We start from the raw sequence: 16,402 nt of genomic DNA on the forward strand, positions 1-16,402 counted from the left end.
TATACCCAGAGGCTTGTGTAGTACTCATCGACGTATTTATATAGACCGGGTGCGGCAGACACCCCAAACAATCTGGGGGGGGCCCCAAACCCGGGTGTTTTCCGCCACCGCCCATGATTCTTCTGATGGCCCGTTCGTTTATTCGCGTCACTTCACGCGCCAGGAACCCCGCCCTTCACGCCGGCCCCGGCGGCCTCACCGACCCCGGCCACCGGGCCGCACGAGCGGCAACCGCCGGGCTGCACGAGCGGCAACCGCTGGGCTGCACGGGTGTGCGTCCGGCAGGCGTCCGGCCAAGCGCAGGCCTGGCCGATCAGACACCGTCAGGCCGGCTGCACCGGCCAACTCATCCGGATCAGGCCACCGGCCTCGTCCCGGCCGACCTCGACGTCCTCGACCAGCCCGGTGATCACCGCGAGGCCCAGGGTGTCGTCGGAGCCGTCTGCGGATTCGTCCTCGCTCGACGCGGCCAACTCGCTGAGCGTCCCGGCTCCGTCACCGACCTCGATGACGAAACGCTTCTCCTGGTCGGTCAACGCCACCCGGACCGCGCCACCCAGGCCACCGTGCTGGTGCAGGCCGACCGCGCGGGAGCATGCCTCGCCGACCGCGAGCCGGAGCTCGTCGAGCACCGACTCGTCCACACCCGCGCGTCTGGCCACCGCTGCCGCCACCAGCCGTGCCGTGCGCACGTGCTCGGGAAGGGGACTGAATCGCAGTTCGACGGTTGCCATCTCTCCCTCTCGGAGTTGTCTCCGGTGCTACCGCCTCGGCTGTTCTGGTGCCACCTCTTCGGTGCCGCCACCCAAGGGCCACGCTTGAACCAGGCGTCCTGAGCTCTGCCCGGCAGGACACCACCGAACATGGGGAAGCCGCCTGCTGACGGTCTGTCGGCAGGCACCCGACCGTACGGGCACGGCGGACCACGACGGTGACCCTGAGCCGCCCCGGCGGGGCGGCTCAGGGTCCGCCGAGTCAGTCGGTCGCGCTGACGGCGTCCGCCACCGAGGAGTGGATCGGGAACACCTTGGTCAGCCCGGTGATGCGGAAGATCTTGAGAATGCGCTCCTGGGTGCAGACCAGGCGCAGCGAGCCCTCGTGCGCACGCACCCGCTTCAGGCCGCCCACGAGGACGCCCAGACCGGTCGAGTCCAGGAAGTCGACGCCCTCCATGTCGACGACCAGGTGGTAGCTGCCGTCGTTGACGAGCTCGACCAGCTGCTCGCGAAGCTTAGGAGCGGTGTACACATCGATCTCGCCGCCAACCTTGACGACTGTGCGATCGCCGACTGTTTCGGTCGACAGGGACAGGTCCACGGAACCTCCAGCACCTTGCCTTGCTACGTCAATTGCGTTCTACGGCGAGTCGGGCGGCATCGGCCGTTCTCGGTTGCCGATCCCGACCAGACGGCCGCCACCGCGCAGGCGTTTGGGACGCCTGCCCGGCTCCACCGCATGGCCGAGTGACCGGCCCAGGTGCCGCCGGTCCGGCCAACTGGCCGCCACCGCCTCATTCAACCACCTGGCAGCATGCCCGCACGATGGCTTGCCGCGATTGTCCGTCACTCCAGTGACACACTGGGTCTTCATGCCGCCCAGCCATCGCCCGCCCGAGACCCTGCTCGACACCCTGGTCGCCAGCCGGGGCCGCTCGGACCGACTCACCCATACGGAGCATCTCCCCGCGCGCCAGGCGCGCCATGCCCCTTGGCCCGACTCGATCCGCCCCGAGATCCGCGCCGCAGCCGCGGAAACCGGCGTGGACCGGCCCTGGGCCCACCAGGCCGAAGCAATGGAACTGGCCAAAGCGGGCCAAACTGTGGTGATCGCCACAGGAACCGCCTCGGGCAAGTCGCTCGGCTACCTGGCGCCCGTGCTGAGCGACCTGCTGGAGGGCACCGAAGCCCCGAACGGGCGCGGCGCCACCGCCCTCTACCTGGCACCGACCAAGGCACTGGCCGCCGACCAGCGCCGCCGGGCCGCCGAACTCGCCCCGGACCGGGTGCGCGCCGCGCTCTACGACGGCGACACCCCGCCGCAGGAACGCGAGTGGGTCCGTCAGTACGCGAGTTACGTGCTCACCAACCCGGACATGCTGCACCGGAGCATCCTGCCGGCCCACGCCCGCTGGTCCTCCTTCCTGAAGGCGTTGCGCTACGTGGTGGTGGACGAGTGCCACAGCTACCGGGGCGTCTTCGGCTCCCATGTCGCCCAGGTCCTGCGCCGGCTGCGCCGGCTCTGCCGCCGCTACGGATCCGATCCCGCCTTTCTGCTCGCCTCCGCGACCGTGGCCGACCCGGCCGCGGCCGCCGAGCGACTCACCGGCCTGCCCGCCGTCGCGGTGACCGACGACGCCTCCCCGCACGGCCCACTGGTCTTCGCCCTGTGGGAGCCGCCACTCACCGAACACGTCGGGGAGCACGGCGCCCCCGTGCGGCGGACCGCCACCACCGAGGCCGCTTACCTGCTGACCGACCTGGTGGCGGCCGGCACCCGCACCGTGGCCTTCGTACGCTCCCGACGCGCCGCCGAACTGGTCGCGCTGCAGGCCCAGGACAACCTCGACGCCCCGCTCGCCAACCGGATCGCCGCCTACCGCGGTGGCTACCTGCCCGAGGAGCGCCGCGCGCTGGAACGCGACCTGCACTCCGGGCGACTGCTCGGTCTCGCCTCGACCTCCGCCCTGGAACTGGGGGTCGACGTCTCCGGCCTGGACGCGGTGCTGCTGGCCGGTTATCCCGGCACCCGAGCCTCCCTCTGGCAGCAGGCCGGACGGGCCGGACGGGAGTCCCAGGGAGCCCTTGCCGTACTGATCGCCCGCGACGACCCGCTGGACACCTACCTGGTGCACCACCCCGAGGCCCTGTTCGCCCGCCCCGTCGAGGCCACCGTGCTCGACCCCGACAACCCGCATGTGCTGGCCCCGCACCTGTGCGCGGCTGCCGCCGAACTCCCGCTCGGGCCTGACGACCTGGAGCTGTTCGGCCCCTCGACCGCTCAGCTGCTGCCGGTCCTGGAACAGCGCGGGCTGTTGCGCCGCCGGACCGACGGCTCCTGGTACTGGACCCGCCGTGAACGCGCCGTCGACGCCGTCGACCTGCGCGGCAGCGGCGGGAACCCCGTCCAGATCGTCGAGGCCTCCACCGGTCGACTGCTGGGCACCGTCGACGCCGCCGCGGCGCACACCACCGTGCACACCGGAGCCGTCCATCTCCACCAAGGCCGGACCTATCTGGTCCGGGAGCTCGACCTGGAGACCTCGGTCGCCCTGGTCGAACCGGCCAACCCCAGCTACACCACCGCAGCTCGCGACACCACGACCATCTCCGTCCTGACCACCGACCGCACCGCGGCCTGGGGCGAGGGCCGGCTCAACTTCGGCTCGGTCGAGGTCGTCAACCAGGTGGTCGGCTTCCTGCGCAAACGGATCTCCACCGGCGAGATCCTCGGCGAGTCCAAGCTCGACCTGCCGCCCAGGACGCTGCGGACCAGAGCGGTCTGGTGGACCGTCACCGAGCAGCAACTGCTGGACGCGCTGATCCCCTTCGACCAGCTGCCCGGCGCCGCGCACGCCGCCGAGCACGCCTCGATCGGCCTGCTGCCGCTCTTCGCGACCTGCGACCGCTGGGACATCGGCGGCGTCTCGGTCCCGCTGCACCCCGACACCCAGTTGCCGACCGTCTTCGTCTACGACGGCCACCCGGGCGGGGCCGGCTTCGCCGAACACGGCTTCCGCCGGGCGGTGCAGTGGCTCACCGCCACCCGGGACGCCATCGCCGCCTGTGAATGCGAGCGCGGCTGCCCGTCCTGCGTGCAGTCGCCCAAGTGCGGCAACGGCAACGACCCGCTGGACAAGGCCGGCGCGGTCCGGCTGCTGAGCGCCCTGCTGGCCGGCGCACCGAAGGAGTCCTAGGGCGTGCAACGGAGCGCGGCCACCCGCGGCAACCCCGGCCCCACCGGCTCCAACCCGACCGGGTTGGAGCCGGCCGGCGCTGATGCGTTCGCGCCCGGCACCGGCAGGCACTGCCGCGGGCCGCATCACCACCGGGCCGGCGCCGGACGCGGACGGGGCGTCAGACTCCTCCGGACCACCAAAGGCCCATATCGGTCCGGCCCGCGCTCGTGCGGTCGCCGGGCCGATCGGCAACCGCACTCCGCGCACCGGCACCTCGACCTGGACCTGGACGCTGTCCGTCCCGAGGTCGACCGTGCAGGAGACCAGCGTGGCCCGTTGCGCGACCGCCAGCGCCGCCGCCCGGGCGCAGCCGCCATCGGCGTCGAGCAGCAGATGGTCGGCCGCCGCCAGGGCCGAGAGGTCGGCCGCGGACTCGGCGCGGTGCCGAGCCACCAGGACCGCACCAAGCGCCAGCGACACCCCGAAGACCGCGCACCCGAGGAACGCGAGCGCCGTCAACCAGACCGTCGCCGATCCCTGCTCGCGATCCACCGAGGCCGCGTCGGCCTCCCCAAGCACTGTCTCCCCAGCCGCTGTCTGTCCTCCGGTGGGCCTCCACCAGTGCGGTGGCGAGGTGGAGGCGTCCGCCCTCCCCTCCAGCCGCAGCACCTTCCCTACGATCGTCGTCACCACCTTCACCGCCATCACCCCGGCTCCCTTCCGATCCGGTCCTCCCGAACGGCCTCGGCCCGTGCCGAAACCGTCATCGACAGTGCGGACGCCAACCGCCCGGGCCCCAAGCACTGCGCCTCCACCAGCACCTGAACCGTGTCGCCGATCTCGGCGACCTCGACCGTGGCCCCACGCGGTGCCGCGGCTTGCGCCCGGGCGACGGCGTCCCGCCCACCTCGGGCCGCCGTCCGCGCCCCAACCTGAGCGGCATCGATGCAGCGCAGCTGCGCCGCCGCGGTCAACACACCCCAGACGAGCACGCTGGTCAGCACGACGAGAGTCGGCAGCAGCACGGCCGTCTCGGCCGTCACATACCCGGCCTCCCGCCTTTCCCGAGCCCGGCGAAGCCACCCGCGACACCTGAAGCGAACCCTGAGCCGGGGACCAGGCCCACCCGCGAACGTGCCGACGTCAGACCGCATGGAGCGCCCGATCCAGCAGGTCCGCCAGCGCGCCACTCACCGCACCGCTCGTCACCACTTTGTAGAGAAGCGCTGCGAACCCGCACGCCGCCACCGTGCCAACCGCGTACTCGGCCGTCGACATGCCGACATCCGAGGCTCCCGCAAACCTCCGGCGGTGCCAGGCAACGAGCCGGCCAAACACACTCCGCACGCCTTCCCACAACCGCCGCCGCGGCCGGCGGTGCACCGGCGGAGCGGCACTGCCGAGCAACCACGGGCGCCTGCCCGCCGGCGGCCCGCACCGCCCGCCGACCACCGCCCGCAGCTGCGCCGCTCGCGCGTGCCCGGGAAGGGCCACGAAGGTCACGACCGGCGCGTTCCGGTCGGTGACAGCGTTGACGCCGTTCATCTCGTTCATCGCTCGCATTTCCTTCCGCTTCGGAGATCGCCAACCTGGTCGACCTCGTCTGAGTTTTCTGATCTCGCTGATCCCGCAGCCCCGACAGATCCGACAGATCCGACAGCCCGTCAATTCACCTGCACCGCAGCCCGTCCCGGCCTCACAACCGCTGGCTGAACGCCGCTGCCAGACCCACCACCACTGGAACGACGCCGATCAGGACGAACGCAGGCAGGAAGCAGAGCCCGAGCGGCGCGGTCGCCAGCACCCCGGCACGACGCACCCGGGCGTGGGCGGCACGGCCGGCCGCCGCTCGCTGCGCGAGGGCCAGCCCCGTGAGCGGGGCGGCAGGCGGCGCGCCGCTCACGGTGGTCCGCACCAAGCAACGGGCGAGCGGCTCCAGGGCCGGACACTCGTCCCCCAACCGCTCCCAGCAGGCAGCCGGCGGCGCTCCCAGCGCCAGTTCCGCTGAGACCGCGTTGAGGCGTGTCCGCATCGGGTCGCCGATCGTCCGCGCGACGGCTTCCGCGGCCTGGGCCGGGGCGGCGGACGATCCCAGGCAGGCAGCCAGCAGCTCCGCGGTCAGCGGCAACTGGGCCAGCAGCAGGTCCTGCTCACGCGCCGCCCGCCGGTCAGCCGAGCGGATCACCGGAAGCAGACGCCGGAGCAACAACGCCGCCGCCACTCCCGCCATGACCCCGAAAGCGCTCGGCAGCAACGCCGCCGCCCCCAGCCCCGCCAGCACCGGCGCCGCGGACTCGACGCTCAGCCATGGCCGTCTGCCGTCCCCGGCCGCGCGGTGCATGCCGCCCGCCCGGCCCGCCCGAGCCATCAGGTCCGACCGAGTCGTCGCGAGCGCTCCCGCCGTCCGTCGGCCCACCCGGGTCGACGCTTCATCGGACCACCCGCGCTCACCCGCACCGCCGAGGAGTTGTCCGCTCCAGCGCCGACCGGCTGTCTCCAGCCGGACCGCCCGCCGCCGCCGAGCCCGCCGACGCAGCCAGCGTCCGCCGAGCGTGGCCAGCAGCACCAGTGGTGTGAAGGCCCCGGCCAGGACCATCAGCGGCAACAGACCCGGAGGGGTCGACGGCACGTACGTGCCCGGGCCCACGCCCATCACGACGTCCCCAGCGCGCTGCCGAGCACCCCGTGCCGACCGCTGTGTCCCGGCTGGCCGGAGGCGCACCCCAGCTGCCGCAGACACTCGCGTCGCCACCACGCGGACCCGGAGCTGCTCCCGGCCAACGGCGTCCGCCGGTACGACCGCCGCCTTCGGCCCGCCAGGGACGTTCTGCCACCACGACCACCGGCACCGGACCGGCAACTCGCCCGCCGACCAGCCGCCCTGCCACCCGTCGAGCTCGGCCCGCCCAGGCGGCCGGCCCCGGCCGGTTGCCGCCGAGCGCCCCGCGCCCCGTCCGGACCCCGCCTGCGCCCACCCGGTCGCACCACCGCTCCGGCGTCGACGCCCAGGTCGGCCAGCGCGCCACGCACGATCCGTCCGCTCCAGCACAGCCCCGCGACCTCCAGAGCCGCACCGACCGCCAGGCAACCCCAACCCAACGGAGTGTGCAGCAGGATCCCCAACGGCTGCGCCCCAAGAGCGGCACCGAGCAGCAACCCGAAGACCGGGAGGGCCGCCAACAGGACGGCGGTGGTCCGCGGCCCGGCCAGCTCGCTCCGGACCTCCTCCCGCAGAGCACGATCGGCCCGCAGGGCCTCGGCCACCTGCTCGAGCGCCAGCGCCAGACCGGTACCGCTGTCCGCCGTGACCTGCCAACAGGCCGCGATGGCGGAGCCACCACCACCGCCGGGCAACGTTGCCAACCAGCGCAGGGCGGCGGGGACATCGGCCCCGTAGCGGCCGGCCACCAGCCGGGCCACCGCCTCCTCGCCCAACCGCTCCAGCAGACCGGCCGTCGCGCGCCCCGGACCGGTGACGCTGTCCAGCGCCTGTTCGGGCGTCGCGCCGCTGCGCAGCTCCCCCACCAGCGCGGCGCACAGTTCGATGACGGCGGTAGCCCGGCCGCGCTCCAGCCGGACCGCTCGGCGCCGCTCACGCCAGCGACAGCTGGGGAAGACCAGCAACACCGCGACCACGGGCGGCACCGGCGAGTGCAGGCCGTACCCGGCAACCGATCCGCAGGGCAGCAGCAGGAGTTCCGGGACCAGCCAGCGCGGTCGAGGCGCACCCGGAGCGAGGAGCCGGCGCAATCGCCGCACACCGATCCGAACCAGCACCCCCGAGCCGCCCGAGTGCTCCAGCACAGCCCTGGACCGCCGCCTCAGGAACGTCCGCCGGTCCAACCGCGACCACGCCATGGCCGCCATCGCGCAGAGCAGCACAGCCAGCGCGAGTCGAAGCTGAAGTCCAGTCATCACTGCCTCCCATCCAGCACGACGCCGCGCGCCGTGCACAGCTGCGCCAACCGCTCCCAACCGGGCCCTCGGGCCACCGAACCGTCCGCGCCGAAGAGCGCGGCCGGAACCGTGACGGCGAGGCCGGTGGCATCACCGGCCAGCGTGTGCAGCTCTGCCACTCGCCGCCGACCGGTCCGCTGGTCACGCACCAGGTGGATCACCACGTCCAGCGCGGCGCGCAGTTGGCTGTGCACCGCCCGTCGCTCCAACCCGGCCATCGAGCCGAGTGCTTCGAGCCGGACCGGCACATCGGCCGCGGTATTCGCGTGCACCGTGCCGCAGCCGCCCGGGTGACTCGCATAACCGTGCACGTACACTGCACCGGGCCGTGGCCCAATCCGACCAAGAGAAGGGCCACCATGCCAACCGTCGTCATATACGACCGCCTGTCCCGGCTGTTCGCTGAGGAGGCACCTGACCACCGGATCAGTGCATGCAAGGCGTACGCCGCACAGCGCGGATGGGAAGTGATCCACGTCGCGACCGACACCAACGTATCGGGCGCGACGAAGTTGGAAGATCGGCCCGGCATGCGCGAGGTGTTGGCCTGGCTCCCCCGCGCTGACTACGTGCTGGCCGCGAAGCTAGACCGGTACGCCCGGAGTGTCTTGGAGTTTCAGCGCTTGCTGAGGGCTGCGGACTCCACCCGGACGACGATCGTCACGGCTGACGGTGTGGTGTCGCCAGAGAACGCATCGATCATCATCAACGTGCTTGCTGCATTCGCCGAGTACGAGCGGGACATGATCACTTCCCGCATCCAGGCATCTAAAGATCACTTCCGGGCGCGCGGCAACCACCTGGGGGGCCTCGCACCGTACGGCTACGCGGTCGAAGGACCGGTGAACAACAAGCGTTGGGCCATCGATGAGACCGCCGCTGGCGTCGTCCGCGAGTGTGCCGAACGGCTCATCAACCACGGGGCGTCGCTGACCGGCCTGGCTCGGGACCTTAACGCACGTGGCGTACTGCCCCCGGCTGAGCACGCCCGCCAGCGCGACGGACGCAAGCTGAGGGGCCAGCGATGGCACTCTACGACCCTGCGGGATGTGCTCTACACGCCTGCCGTCCGTGGCTGGCTGGTTCAGGCCGTCCCGGGCTCCAAGCGGGGTGCACTGACCAATCAGCCGGTCCTGGACGCTGAGGGACAGCCCGTCTCTGCCGGCCCCGCCATCCTGGACGGCGCGACGTGGTCTGCTGTGCGCGCTGTCATCGACCAGAAGGCCAAGGGACGCGGCGTAGAGCGCAGCGGCAAGGCACTCCTGCTCCACGTGGCGCGCTGCTCTGAGTGCGACGGGCCGATGTACCGCCAGCGCCGAGAAGTAGGCGGGAAGGACTACAGCACCTATGTCTGCCGCGCTGGTGTCGGCAAGCAGGGCGCCCACAGGCCGAACGTGATTGTGGCCGGGCCAGTCGAAGCGATGGTGACCGCCGAGTACCTGAAGCGGTTCGGTCGGTTCAACCTGATGCGCTGGCTGGAGCCCGACGGCAGCGCGGTACTCCAACTCTCCGAGGTGACAATGCAGATTGAGCGTTTGGCGGGGAACCTGGTGCACCTTTCCCCCGACGGGGCGGCAGCGCGGATCGCCATCGGGCAACTGAACGCGCTTGAGCGCCGAGAAGCAGAACTGCGCGCGGAAGCCGAACATGCCGAAGGGCGCTGGGTTGACGCTGGGGGCACCGTTTCGGACGAGTGGAACCGGCGGGATGAGGAGGAGGGGCGACGGGGCTTGCTCACCGACCTGGGTGCACGGGTGGTGATATCACCTCCGGCACCGAAGGCACCTAAGCGGTTCGACCCGTCGCGGCTGTCGATTGCCTTCGAGGGCCCGGCATGGTGGCGCGAGCTTGATCCTGCGGAAGCCGAGCTGGCAGCTATAGCGCTAGACGAACTGGAGTAGCCCCTAGCCGCCCCATAGCGGTCCCCATAGCCCCGTCTGGCCCTTAGTGGTCCGGCGGGGCTTCTTCGTGCCCGCAGACGGGCGTGCAGGGCTTCTGTCAGACGTTGGCCGTACGCTCCGGCTGACGCACGGGATGACGAATGACGGTCCGGACCCCGTTTCAGGTTTGCCCAACAGCGGATAATAGGTTGATTGATCCTCTCTGTTCACCTAATGATGCTCTGACCTGCTGTTATGTTGTCCCGCAGACTCACTTCCAGGATGGCTTTCTGGGCATCTTGGCTCACCTTGGCTCACCTTGGGTCACCTGCGGGTTAGACAGCGGGGATGAGATGACGTGAACACGGCCGAGAGAGGCTTGATTTTGGGCAAGTACATAGACGACACGCTCGCTCGCCGCGCGCTGGAGGCTGCCGCGCTTGCCGTGGCGCCTGGAAGTCCGCAGGTCCCGTTCCTCTGGAGTGGTACGCAGTGGGTAACCCTCGCTGGCGAGTGGCGCGACCTGCCGAAGATCCGAAGCGGCATGGGTCAGTGGCTGGCTGACTTTGCGTTTTGGCTCCGCTGCGAGAACCACGATGCCATGCAACTTGCCGAAGAACACGCCGAGTTGGACCGTCAGGCAAGGTCGGCGGAGTTGGATGTTCGTATCGTGGCCCCCGAGGTGCGAGCGCTGGTCGAGCGGTCGGCTGCTGCGCTGCGCCGTCAGGCTGACGCGATGATCGTTCCGCCGATGACGGTTCCACTGGAGTTGATCAAGGGCATGGAGTCGGTGGCCAGCGAGATCTTGACCGCCAACGATGGCCGCGCCACTCATCTCCTGCGGCTGGCTTCGCAGTTCGATGCTTTTCGCGCTCCGATGCGTGATCCCGCCGATTGGGTGGCTGGCCTGTCCGCTGCGCCGCGAACTGAGCATGTGCGCACGTCGGCCGTGTGGGAGGCATTCAGCCTGGCTGAGCCTGCCCTTGCTCGGTCGCTGGGTGCTCGGACGGGCAAGACTGTGCTGTTCGCGGCTATGGACAAGCGGTTCGGTGCTCGCCGGAAGCTGTCCGGCTATGAGGGTTGGCGGGGCGTGGCGCTCACCGCGTGACCCCCTGGAGAGCCACGTACGACCCTCTGACGGGTTGAGAGTAGGAATGCCAGAGGACCACCTACGAAGCCTGTAGGTGGTCCTCTGTGGCTTGCTGCGCCTACTCGGCGGTCAGCGCCCGGTGCACGGTGCCCTTGCCGACCCCCAGAGCCTTGGCAATCTCTCCGTAGGACTCTCCGGCGGCCTTGCGGCGCTGTGCGGCGGCGAGCATGTCCGGGGTCATGGCCTTGGGCCGTCCGCCGGTTCGCCCCTGGGCCTTGGCGGCTTCGAGACCGGCGCGGGTGCGGTCCTGGATCAGGCTCCGCTCAAACTCCGCCATGGCGCCGACCACCTGGAGCATGAGCCGTCCGTCCGGGGTGTTCGGGTCGATGCTGGCCAGTGCGCCGGTCAGGACCTTGAAGCCGATTCCGCGCGCCGTCAGGGCGTCCACGGTGGTCACAAGGTCGATGAGCGAGCGGGCGAAACGGTCCAGCTTCCAGACGACCAGGCTGTCACCGGGGCGCAGGTAGTCCAGAACGGCGGCAAGCTCGGGCCGGTCGGTGTTCTTCCCGCTGGCCTTGTCGGTGAAGATCCGGGAGCAGCCGGCCTCGGTCAGCGCGTCGTGCTGGAGCTGTGCGTCCTGGTCGTCGGTGGAGACTCGGGCGTAGCCGATCAGGTGGCCGGTGGTCTTGTTCGTCGTCATACCCCGATCGTTCCAAAACTCGTTCCGAAACTCAAGGGGTTTCGGGCATGTTCTGGAACGACTTTTGGAACGGATCTGAGCCTCGATCAGGGGTCCGGCGCGACCGTTCCACTAACCATCGTTTGTGGAACGCTCGGCGACCGTGACGCTCAGCTACGCCCGGCCGTCCGTGCGGTCAAGCTCCATGAACCGTTCGGCGAACACCCGCTCTGCCGCCCATGCTTCTGCGCGAGCCTGCTGGAGTCGGTCAGTGGCCGGTGCGCCGATCGGGATTTCGTCCTCAACCCGCGTCAGGATGGCGTGAGCCTGAGCCATGCGCTGCCGAGCCAGGGAGAGCTGACCATCGTGGTACCAGGTGGGTGGGTTCATGGGGCCGATGATGGCAGTCAGCACTGTCAGTGCCACCCCAGGCGGGTGCCTCCCCTGCTCGTCCCGCTCTGAGCGGCAGGGAGGGAAAACTCTCGCATGGCTGATCGGAGCGTTTGCGCGGGAGCTGGCGGGCGGGTGCAGTCCTTGGCCCAGGTGCGACGGTCAGCGCCCCTGCGTTGCGGGACTTGGGGAGGCAAGACCAAGATTTGCCAAGTCCTTGTTGATCTGTGCCTGCAGCAGTGCCGTTGTTGGCGACCCCGTCTCCGCCGTGGCTGTCCCGAGAAGCGGGGTGATCTGCTGCGGGTTTGCCCATCCGACCGAGTCCCCGTTGACGAGTGTCTGGAGCAGGGCGTGTTCCAGAGCGTTGTTCTGTGTCTCCTCAAGGCCGATGATCGTGATGAGGGGGTTGTTGACTAGGGGCTTCCGGGGTTCCGCACTGGCGGGTGTGGCAGCGGCGAGACCGGCAGCGAGAACGGCCAGTGCGACGAGGGCGCGCTTTGAAGTAAGCATGCCCTGTCAAACGATCACACTGGTTGGCGGTAACGCGCGGGCATGAAGAAGCCCCGGCAAGCTCAGCGACCGTGCCGGGAGTCCGACCCTGAACCTTCGCCCCGCCCCGGGACACCACCTGGCGCGGGCAGCACCACCGTGTCTACTGTGCCGAGTCGTACGGTGCAGTCGTATCGCAAGCTGCCGTTCTGGCTGTTCATCCGGCCGGTTTGAGGGGCGCTGCGAAAGTTCCCGACCGTGGCTGCCGGCGATCCCGGCCCCAGCTCGCCGCACGCACGCTAGGTGTGGTGCCGTTTTTTTGCTGGTCAGTGGGGTACCGGGGGGTGGGTCAATCTCTGGGCGCATGAGCCTTGGGGACCCGGCCCCCATGCCCGCGCACGCCGCCGCGAATTTATGACCGGGGGGTATCGGCGGTCCGGCTGACCTTTCCTGTCTTGGAAAGCCCTGGTCCTTGACGATGGTCCCGGCGTCTCGGGAGCATCGAACGAGACAGGAACCACTTACGACGCAAGGGGGCACATGATGCTGCGCTGGCTGTCCGGGGAAGGGTCCTGCAACGATGGGACGTGCCCAACGCTGTGGGGCACCGAGGAGGGGAAGTACGTGGTTCAGGGTTACGTGATCACTGACCCGGCGCGACTGGCGGAGCTGAACTTGCCCGCAGGTGAGTCGGCGGTCGAGGTCCCCGAAGCGGTGCTGGATAACTACTTCCGCACGCGACTGGAGGCGCACCTCCGTGCTCAGGGGTGAGGACTTCGGCCGACTGTTTCAGACATTCGATCGGACGGCGTTCCGATTGGAGACGCTGGCCGAGTATGACGTAGACGCAGAGCGACAGGAATTCTCCGACTTCCTGGCAGGCAAAGGACTGCCAGCGAAGCGCTCAGATAATCCATGGGTGCGATCCATGACTGACCTCGGAAAGCAGGTTGGCCGAGTGCACGTCCTCAGCTCTCCGCTGAGCGACTACTTGCGCTATCAGATGGCTTCGTATCCCGGCAACATCAAGGCCGGGGAGTCCATCGGAATCATCGACACGGCACGACAGGCTGTCGCTGGGCTGCCAAATCACGACTTCTGGCTGTTCGATGACGCCCGGATCTACCGAATGCACTATACCGAGGCCGGACAGTTTATTGGCGGCGAGTTGCTGCCGGATGACCGGCTGGACGAGTATCGCCGGTATCGGAATATTGCCCTGGCTCATGCCGTGCCCTTCGCGGATTACGTGGCCGCTTGAGCGAGGAGCAGCAGCACAGCTTGGGGACGGCCCTGCGGGCACTTCGGATCGCTGCGGATAAGACCGCAGAGGCCATTGCCCGCAGGGCTTCCATGTCTCCGGCCAAGCTGTCGAAGATCGAGAATGGCCGAGTTCTGCCCACCGTGCAGGACGTAGAGCTGATTCTGACGGCCATCGGGGTGTCAGAGGCCGCCAAGGCGGAGTTCCTGGCCCAAGCCAGGTCGGCAGCCACAGAGGCCACGGCATGGCGTGAGCTGCGCCGCATGGGCCACTGGAAGCACCAACAAGCCATCCGGGCCATAGAAGCTCAGACGGGCACTCTCAGGCTATTTCAGGGCCAGTTGATCCCTGGCCTACTCCAAAGCGCCGAATACGTCTCTGCGCTGTTCGCGATGAAGCCCGAGCTGACCGACGAAGCCAAGGCAAAATCTATTGCCGCACGACTTGAGCGGCAGACAGCGCTCTATGACACGCGTAGGTCGTTTCATTTCGTCATCTGCGAACACGTGCTGCGCTGGCGCATTGGAGCGCCGGCCATTATGGGCACGCAGATGGATAGGCTTGTATCTCTGTCCCGACTCCCCAATGTCACCATCGGAGTTGTACCTCTCGACCGACAGATGCCTAACTTCCCGATGACCTGTTTCAGCGCCCACGACGACCGGCTAGTGATTGTTGAGACGTTCCACTCAGAGATCACCACGCGTGACCCGAGGGACGTTCAGGTATACCTCTCGACCTTTGCTCAGTTCGACGCCGTAGCTGTCCACGGGAACGAGATGCGGACCATGGTTGAGGGCATCCGAGACGAGTTCTTTCGGTAACAGGAAAGATCCTGGCTAGCGGCCCCGCAGGGTCTTACGTTGATCTCTCATCCAGAGATATCCGTGAGCCACGGGAGCCAGTCATGCCCGCAGCAGCGCAACCCAGTACTCCGACCCGGCGTCGAAGGACGGTCAGTCCGGCGGAGATGGCGGCTATTCAGGCGGACTATGACCCGCTGTTCTTCGAGAAGTCGCGGGGTGGCGTCCGTGGCACGCCCAACGGTTGGCCGTTCTGCGAGTGCGGCAGTGAGACCTGTCCGGACAAGGGGAAGACCGACGGCAGCGCGCTGGGCCCGGTTCTGGGCCGTTCCGTCTCCCAGGGGCTGACCGATGCTGCCTGAGACGGCCACCAAGCCAACGGCGCAGCGGGAGTGCTCCGAGTGCATCCGGCTGGACGCCATGGCGAGCGCTGCTCTGCGTGTCGGCCTTCCCGGGGGTGGCTGGTACCGGGATGAGTCGGCGCTGACGGATGTTGCGATCCTGCGGCAACAGCATGCGCCCGTGTGCGAAGTCCCCCGGGGAGGTGGTGAGTTGTGACTGCCGAGCCCGGCTCACAGTCCGGTTACTTCGACGCCCATCCGCCCCGGTCGGCCTACCTGCCCGCGCACAGGGGCTGTGAGCCGGTCTCTGAGCCCCTGGGGGACGACGTAGCGGCCGACGACACCATGAGCGCTGAGGAGGTGGCGGAGTGACCGTCAGGCAGCAATTCCGCTTCCGGGAGTACCACGTCAGGCACAACCCGGAGACGCCCCCGGTCGGGGTCGCCCGCTGCACCGATGGTGAGGGACTGTGCATGTGGAGCACCGACGGCGCACCGGCCGACATGGACGCGCTCGCCAAGGCCGTCAGCGCGCACACCGCAGAGTCGGGCCACACGGCCTTTCTGCGGACCGTCACGGACGCCGTAACGGTGGAGCCCGGCAAGTGGGACGGCGAGTAGCTGATCGCCCCTAAGCGGCCCCGCACTTTGCATGTACGGTTGCGCTAGCCACGCGCCTTCATGGCCGGTGTTGAGGGCGGCCAGCAGGTCGAGCACCTCGCTGCCGCGCACCTCCCCCACCACAAGCCGGTCGGGCCGCATCCGCAGTGCCTGCCGGACCAGGTCCCGCAGGGTCAGCTCACCGAGCCCCTCCTGGTTGGGCGGTCGGCTCTGCAGGCGGACCACGTGAGGGTGCGACGGCCGCAGCTCCGCCGAGTCCTCGGCGATGACGATCCGTTCGGCTCGGCCGACCAGCCCCAGCAACGCGGCCAACAAGGTGGTCTTGCCACTGCCTGTCCCGCCGCTGATCAACAGCGAGAGCCGGGCCCGCACGACGGCGCCCAGCAACTCGGCGGCAGTCGGACCGAGGGCTCCGGCCGCCTCCAGCTCGGCCATCTCGAACGGTTTCTGACGGCTGATCCGAAGCGAGATGTGCGTGCAGCCGGCCGCGATCGGCGGCAGCACCGCGTGCAGCCTGGTGCCGTCCGGGAGCCGGGCATCGACCCACGGCCGGGCATCGTCGAGTCGGCGTCCGGCCGCGGTCGCCAGCCGGTGCGCGAGGTGGCGCACCGCCTCGACGTCGGGGAACCGGACGGACGGCTCGCGACACAGCCCGCTGCCCCGGTCGACCCAGACCTCGTCCGGGGCATTGACCAGCACGTCGGTCACATCTGGCGCGCCGAGCAGGGCCTCCAGTGGTCCGGCACCGACGAGTTCGGCCCGCAGGGTGCTGACGGTGTCCAGCAGGTCGTCACCGCCCAACGGGGGCCGCGCGGCGCGCAGGGCCGCCGCGACCTCGGCGGTCGTCGGCACCGCACCGGCCTCGGCCAGCCGCAGCCGGACGGCGTCGAGCAAGGCGGTGGCGCGCTCGGGGACGACCGGGGCCGGCTCCGCGGCTCCGGAACGACGCCTGAGCGCGGCGAGGGCGGGGCGAGGCTTCGCCCGGGCCGCCGCCGGG

At 69.5% G+C, this 16,402-nt stretch carries 18 protein-coding genes and 1 pseudogene; 7 read left to right on the top strand and 12 right to left on the bottom strand.

The window, feature by feature from the left end:
* Positions 1-323: 323 nt before the first annotated feature.
* Both ABH937_RS16395 and ABH937_RS16400 read right to left on the bottom strand, forming a co-directional pair.
* Positions 324-734, bottom strand: coding sequence for an ATP-binding protein (locus tag ABH937_RS16395; protein WP_280690886.1), 411 nt, complete (start codon positions 732-734; stop codon positions 324-326).
* 241 nt (positions 735-975) lie between these two features.
* Entirely contained in the window at positions 976-1,317 is a 342-nt protein-coding gene (locus ABH937_RS16400) for an STAS domain-containing protein (RefSeq protein ID WP_280690887.1), read from the bottom strand.
* A gap of 271 nt (positions 1,318-1,588) precedes the next feature.
* On the opposite strand from ABH937_RS16400, the gene ABH937_RS16405 reads away from it, so the two are divergent.
* Positions 1,589-3,913, top strand: a complete 2,325-nt coding sequence (locus tag ABH937_RS16405) for a DEAD/DEAH box helicase (RefSeq protein ID WP_370218619.1) — start codon at positions 1,589-1,591, stop codon at positions 3,911-3,913.
* Positions 3,914-4,117: 204 nt separating this feature from the next.
* Here ABH937_RS16405 and ABH937_RS16410 read toward each other — a convergent pair.
* The 6 genes and pseudogenes from ABH937_RS16410 to ABH937_RS16435 all read right to left on the bottom strand — a co-directional run.
* Positions 4,118-4,600, bottom strand: a pseudogene (locus ABH937_RS16410) (Rv3654c family TadE-like protein); the annotation flags it as partial.
* On the bottom strand, positions 4,600-4,938 hold the full coding sequence (locus ABH937_RS16415; protein WP_280690889.1) for a TadE family type IV pilus minor pilin: 339 nt from the start codon (positions 4,936-4,938) through the stop codon (positions 4,600-4,602). The gene ABH937_RS16415 and the pseudogene ABH937_RS16410, both read right to left, overlap by 1 nt.
* Before the next feature lie 100 nt (positions 4,939-5,038).
* Positions 5,039-5,449, bottom strand: a complete 411-nt coding sequence (locus ABH937_RS16420) for a DUF4244 domain-containing protein (protein ID WP_370218620.1) — start codon at positions 5,447-5,449, stop codon at positions 5,039-5,041.
* A gap of 142 nt (positions 5,450-5,591) precedes the next feature.
* Entirely contained in the window at positions 5,592-6,548 is a 957-nt protein-coding gene (locus tag ABH937_RS16425; RefSeq protein WP_370218621.1) for a type II secretion system F family protein, read from the bottom strand.
* A complete protein-coding gene (locus ABH937_RS16430) occupies positions 6,548-7,810 on the bottom strand; it encodes a type II secretion system F family protein (protein WP_370218623.1) in 1,263 nt (420 codons plus the stop codon). Before ABH937_RS16430 ends, ABH937_RS16425 begins: the two co-directional genes overlap by 1 nt.
* Complete coding sequence (locus ABH937_RS16435; RefSeq protein ID WP_370218624.1) at positions 7,810-8,328, bottom strand: ATPase, T2SS/T4P/T4SS family; 519 nt, start codon at positions 8,326-8,328, stop codon at positions 7,810-7,812. Before ABH937_RS16435 ends, ABH937_RS16430 begins: the two co-directional genes overlap by 1 nt.
* Between ABH937_RS16435 and ABH937_RS16440 the strand changes: the two genes are divergently transcribed.
* On the top strand, positions 8,212-9,753 hold the full coding sequence (locus tag ABH937_RS16440) for a recombinase family protein (RefSeq protein WP_370218625.1): 1,542 nt from the start codon (positions 8,212-8,214) through the stop codon (positions 9,751-9,753). The two genes, ABH937_RS16435 and ABH937_RS16440, sit on opposite strands and share 117 nt — an antisense overlap.
* A gap of 337 nt (positions 9,754-10,090) precedes the next feature.
* Positions 10,091-10,840, top strand: a complete 750-nt coding sequence (locus ABH937_RS16445) for a hypothetical protein (RefSeq protein WP_370218626.1) — start codon at positions 10,091-10,093, stop codon at positions 10,838-10,840.
* 100 nt (positions 10,841-10,940) lie between these two features.
* Here ABH937_RS16445 and ABH937_RS16450 read toward each other — a convergent pair whose 3' ends face one another.
* From ABH937_RS16450 to ABH937_RS16460, 3 genes are all read right to left on the bottom strand, one after another.
* Positions 10,941-11,522 (bottom strand): recombinase family protein, encoded by a 582-nt coding sequence (locus tag ABH937_RS16450; protein ID WP_370218627.1) that lies wholly within the window; start codon positions 11,520-11,522, stop codon positions 10,941-10,943.
* A gap of 153 nt (positions 11,523-11,675) precedes the next feature.
* The gene (locus ABH937_RS16455; RefSeq protein WP_370218628.1) at positions 11,676-11,891 is read right to left on the bottom strand and encodes a hypothetical protein; all 216 of its coding nucleotides are present in this window, start codon (positions 11,889-11,891) and stop codon (positions 11,676-11,678) included.
* Positions 11,892-12,053: 162 nt separating this feature from the next.
* Entirely contained in the window at positions 12,054-12,401 is a 348-nt protein-coding gene (locus tag ABH937_RS16460) for a hypothetical protein (protein ID WP_370218629.1), read from the bottom strand.
* Between the two features lie 519 nt (positions 12,402-12,920).
* On the opposite strand from ABH937_RS16460, the gene ABH937_RS16465 reads away from it, so the two are divergent.
* The 4 genes from ABH937_RS16465 (at position 12,921) to ABH937_RS16480 (ending at position 14,806) form a co-directional block, all read left to right on the top strand.
* Positions 12,921-13,151: a hypothetical protein gene (locus ABH937_RS16465; RefSeq protein WP_370218630.1), complete on the top strand. Its 231-nt coding sequence runs from the start codon at positions 12,921-12,923 to the stop codon at positions 13,149-13,151.
* On the top strand, positions 13,138-13,641 hold the full coding sequence (locus tag ABH937_RS16470; protein WP_370218631.1) for a DUF6879 family protein: 504 nt from the start codon (positions 13,138-13,140) through the stop codon (positions 13,639-13,641). The genes ABH937_RS16465 and ABH937_RS16470 overlap by 14 nt, the downstream gene beginning before the upstream one ends.
* Positions 13,638-14,465 carry a helix-turn-helix domain-containing protein gene (locus tag ABH937_RS16475; RefSeq protein WP_370218632.1) on the top strand — a complete coding sequence of 276 codons (828 nt, stop codon included), beginning with the start codon at positions 13,638-13,640 and terminating at the stop codon, positions 14,463-14,465. Before ABH937_RS16470 ends, ABH937_RS16475 begins: the two co-directional genes overlap by 4 nt.
* 146 nt (positions 14,466-14,611) lie before the next feature.
* Positions 14,612-14,806, top strand: coding sequence for a hypothetical protein (locus tag ABH937_RS16480; RefSeq protein WP_370218633.1), 195 nt, complete (start codon positions 14,612-14,614; stop codon positions 14,804-14,806).
* A gap of 251 nt (positions 14,807-15,057) precedes the next feature.
* Here ABH937_RS16480 and ABH937_RS16485 read toward each other — a convergent pair whose 3' ends face one another.
* Positions 15,058-16,299 carry a TadA family conjugal transfer-associated ATPase gene (locus ABH937_RS16485; protein WP_370218705.1) on the bottom strand — a complete coding sequence of 414 codons (1,242 nt, stop codon included), beginning with the start codon at positions 16,297-16,299 and terminating at the stop codon, positions 15,058-15,060.
* Between the last annotated feature and the right edge of the window lie 103 nt (positions 16,300-16,402).

This window comes from Kitasatospora sp. GAS1066B (assembly GCF_041262605.1).
Lineage (GTDB): Bacteria > Actinomycetota > Actinomycetes > Streptomycetales > Streptomycetaceae > Kitasatospora.

Excerpts from the sequence above, each read along its gene's own strand:
- ABH937_RS16465 (WP_370218630.1), top strand. The coding sequence starts at position 12,921 with ATGATGCTGCGCTGGCTGTCCGGGGAAGGGTCCTGCAACGATGGGACG.
- ABH937_RS16460 (WP_370218629.1), bottom strand. The coding sequence starts at position 12,401 with ATGCTTACTTCAAAGCGCGCCCTCGTCGCACTGGCCGTTCTCGCTGCC.
- ABH937_RS16440 (WP_370218625.1), top strand. The coding sequence starts at position 8,212 with ATGCCAACCGTCGTCATATACGACCGCCTGTCCCGGCTGTTCGCTGAG.
- ABH937_RS16425 (WP_370218621.1), bottom strand. The coding sequence starts at position 6,548 with ATGGGCGTGGGCCCGGGCACGTACGTGCCGTCGACCCCTCCGGGTCTG.
- ABH937_RS16420 (WP_370218620.1), bottom strand. The coding sequence starts at position 5,449 with ATGAACGAGATGAACGGCGTCAACGCTGTCACCGACCGGAACGCGCCG.
- ABH937_RS16450 (WP_370218627.1), bottom strand. The coding sequence starts at position 11,522 with ATGACGACGAACAAGACCACCGGCCACCTGATCGGCTACGCCCGAGTC.
- ABH937_RS16480 (WP_370218633.1), top strand. The coding sequence starts at position 14,612 with ATGGCGGCTATTCAGGCGGACTATGACCCGCTGTTCTTCGAGAAGTCG.
- ABH937_RS16395 (WP_280690886.1), bottom strand. The coding sequence starts at position 734 with ATGGCAACCGTCGAACTGCGATTCAGTCCCCTTCCCGAGCACGTGCGC.
- ABH937_RS16405 (WP_370218619.1), top strand. The coding sequence starts at position 1,589 with ATGCCGCCCAGCCATCGCCCGCCCGAGACCCTGCTCGACACCCTGGTC.
- ABH937_RS16430 (WP_370218623.1), bottom strand. The coding sequence starts at position 7,810 with ATGACTGGACTTCAGCTTCGACTCGCGCTGGCTGTGCTGCTCTGCGCG.
- ABH937_RS16455 (WP_370218628.1), bottom strand. The coding sequence starts at position 11,891 with ATGAACCCACCCACCTGGTACCACGATGGTCAGCTCTCCCTGGCTCGG.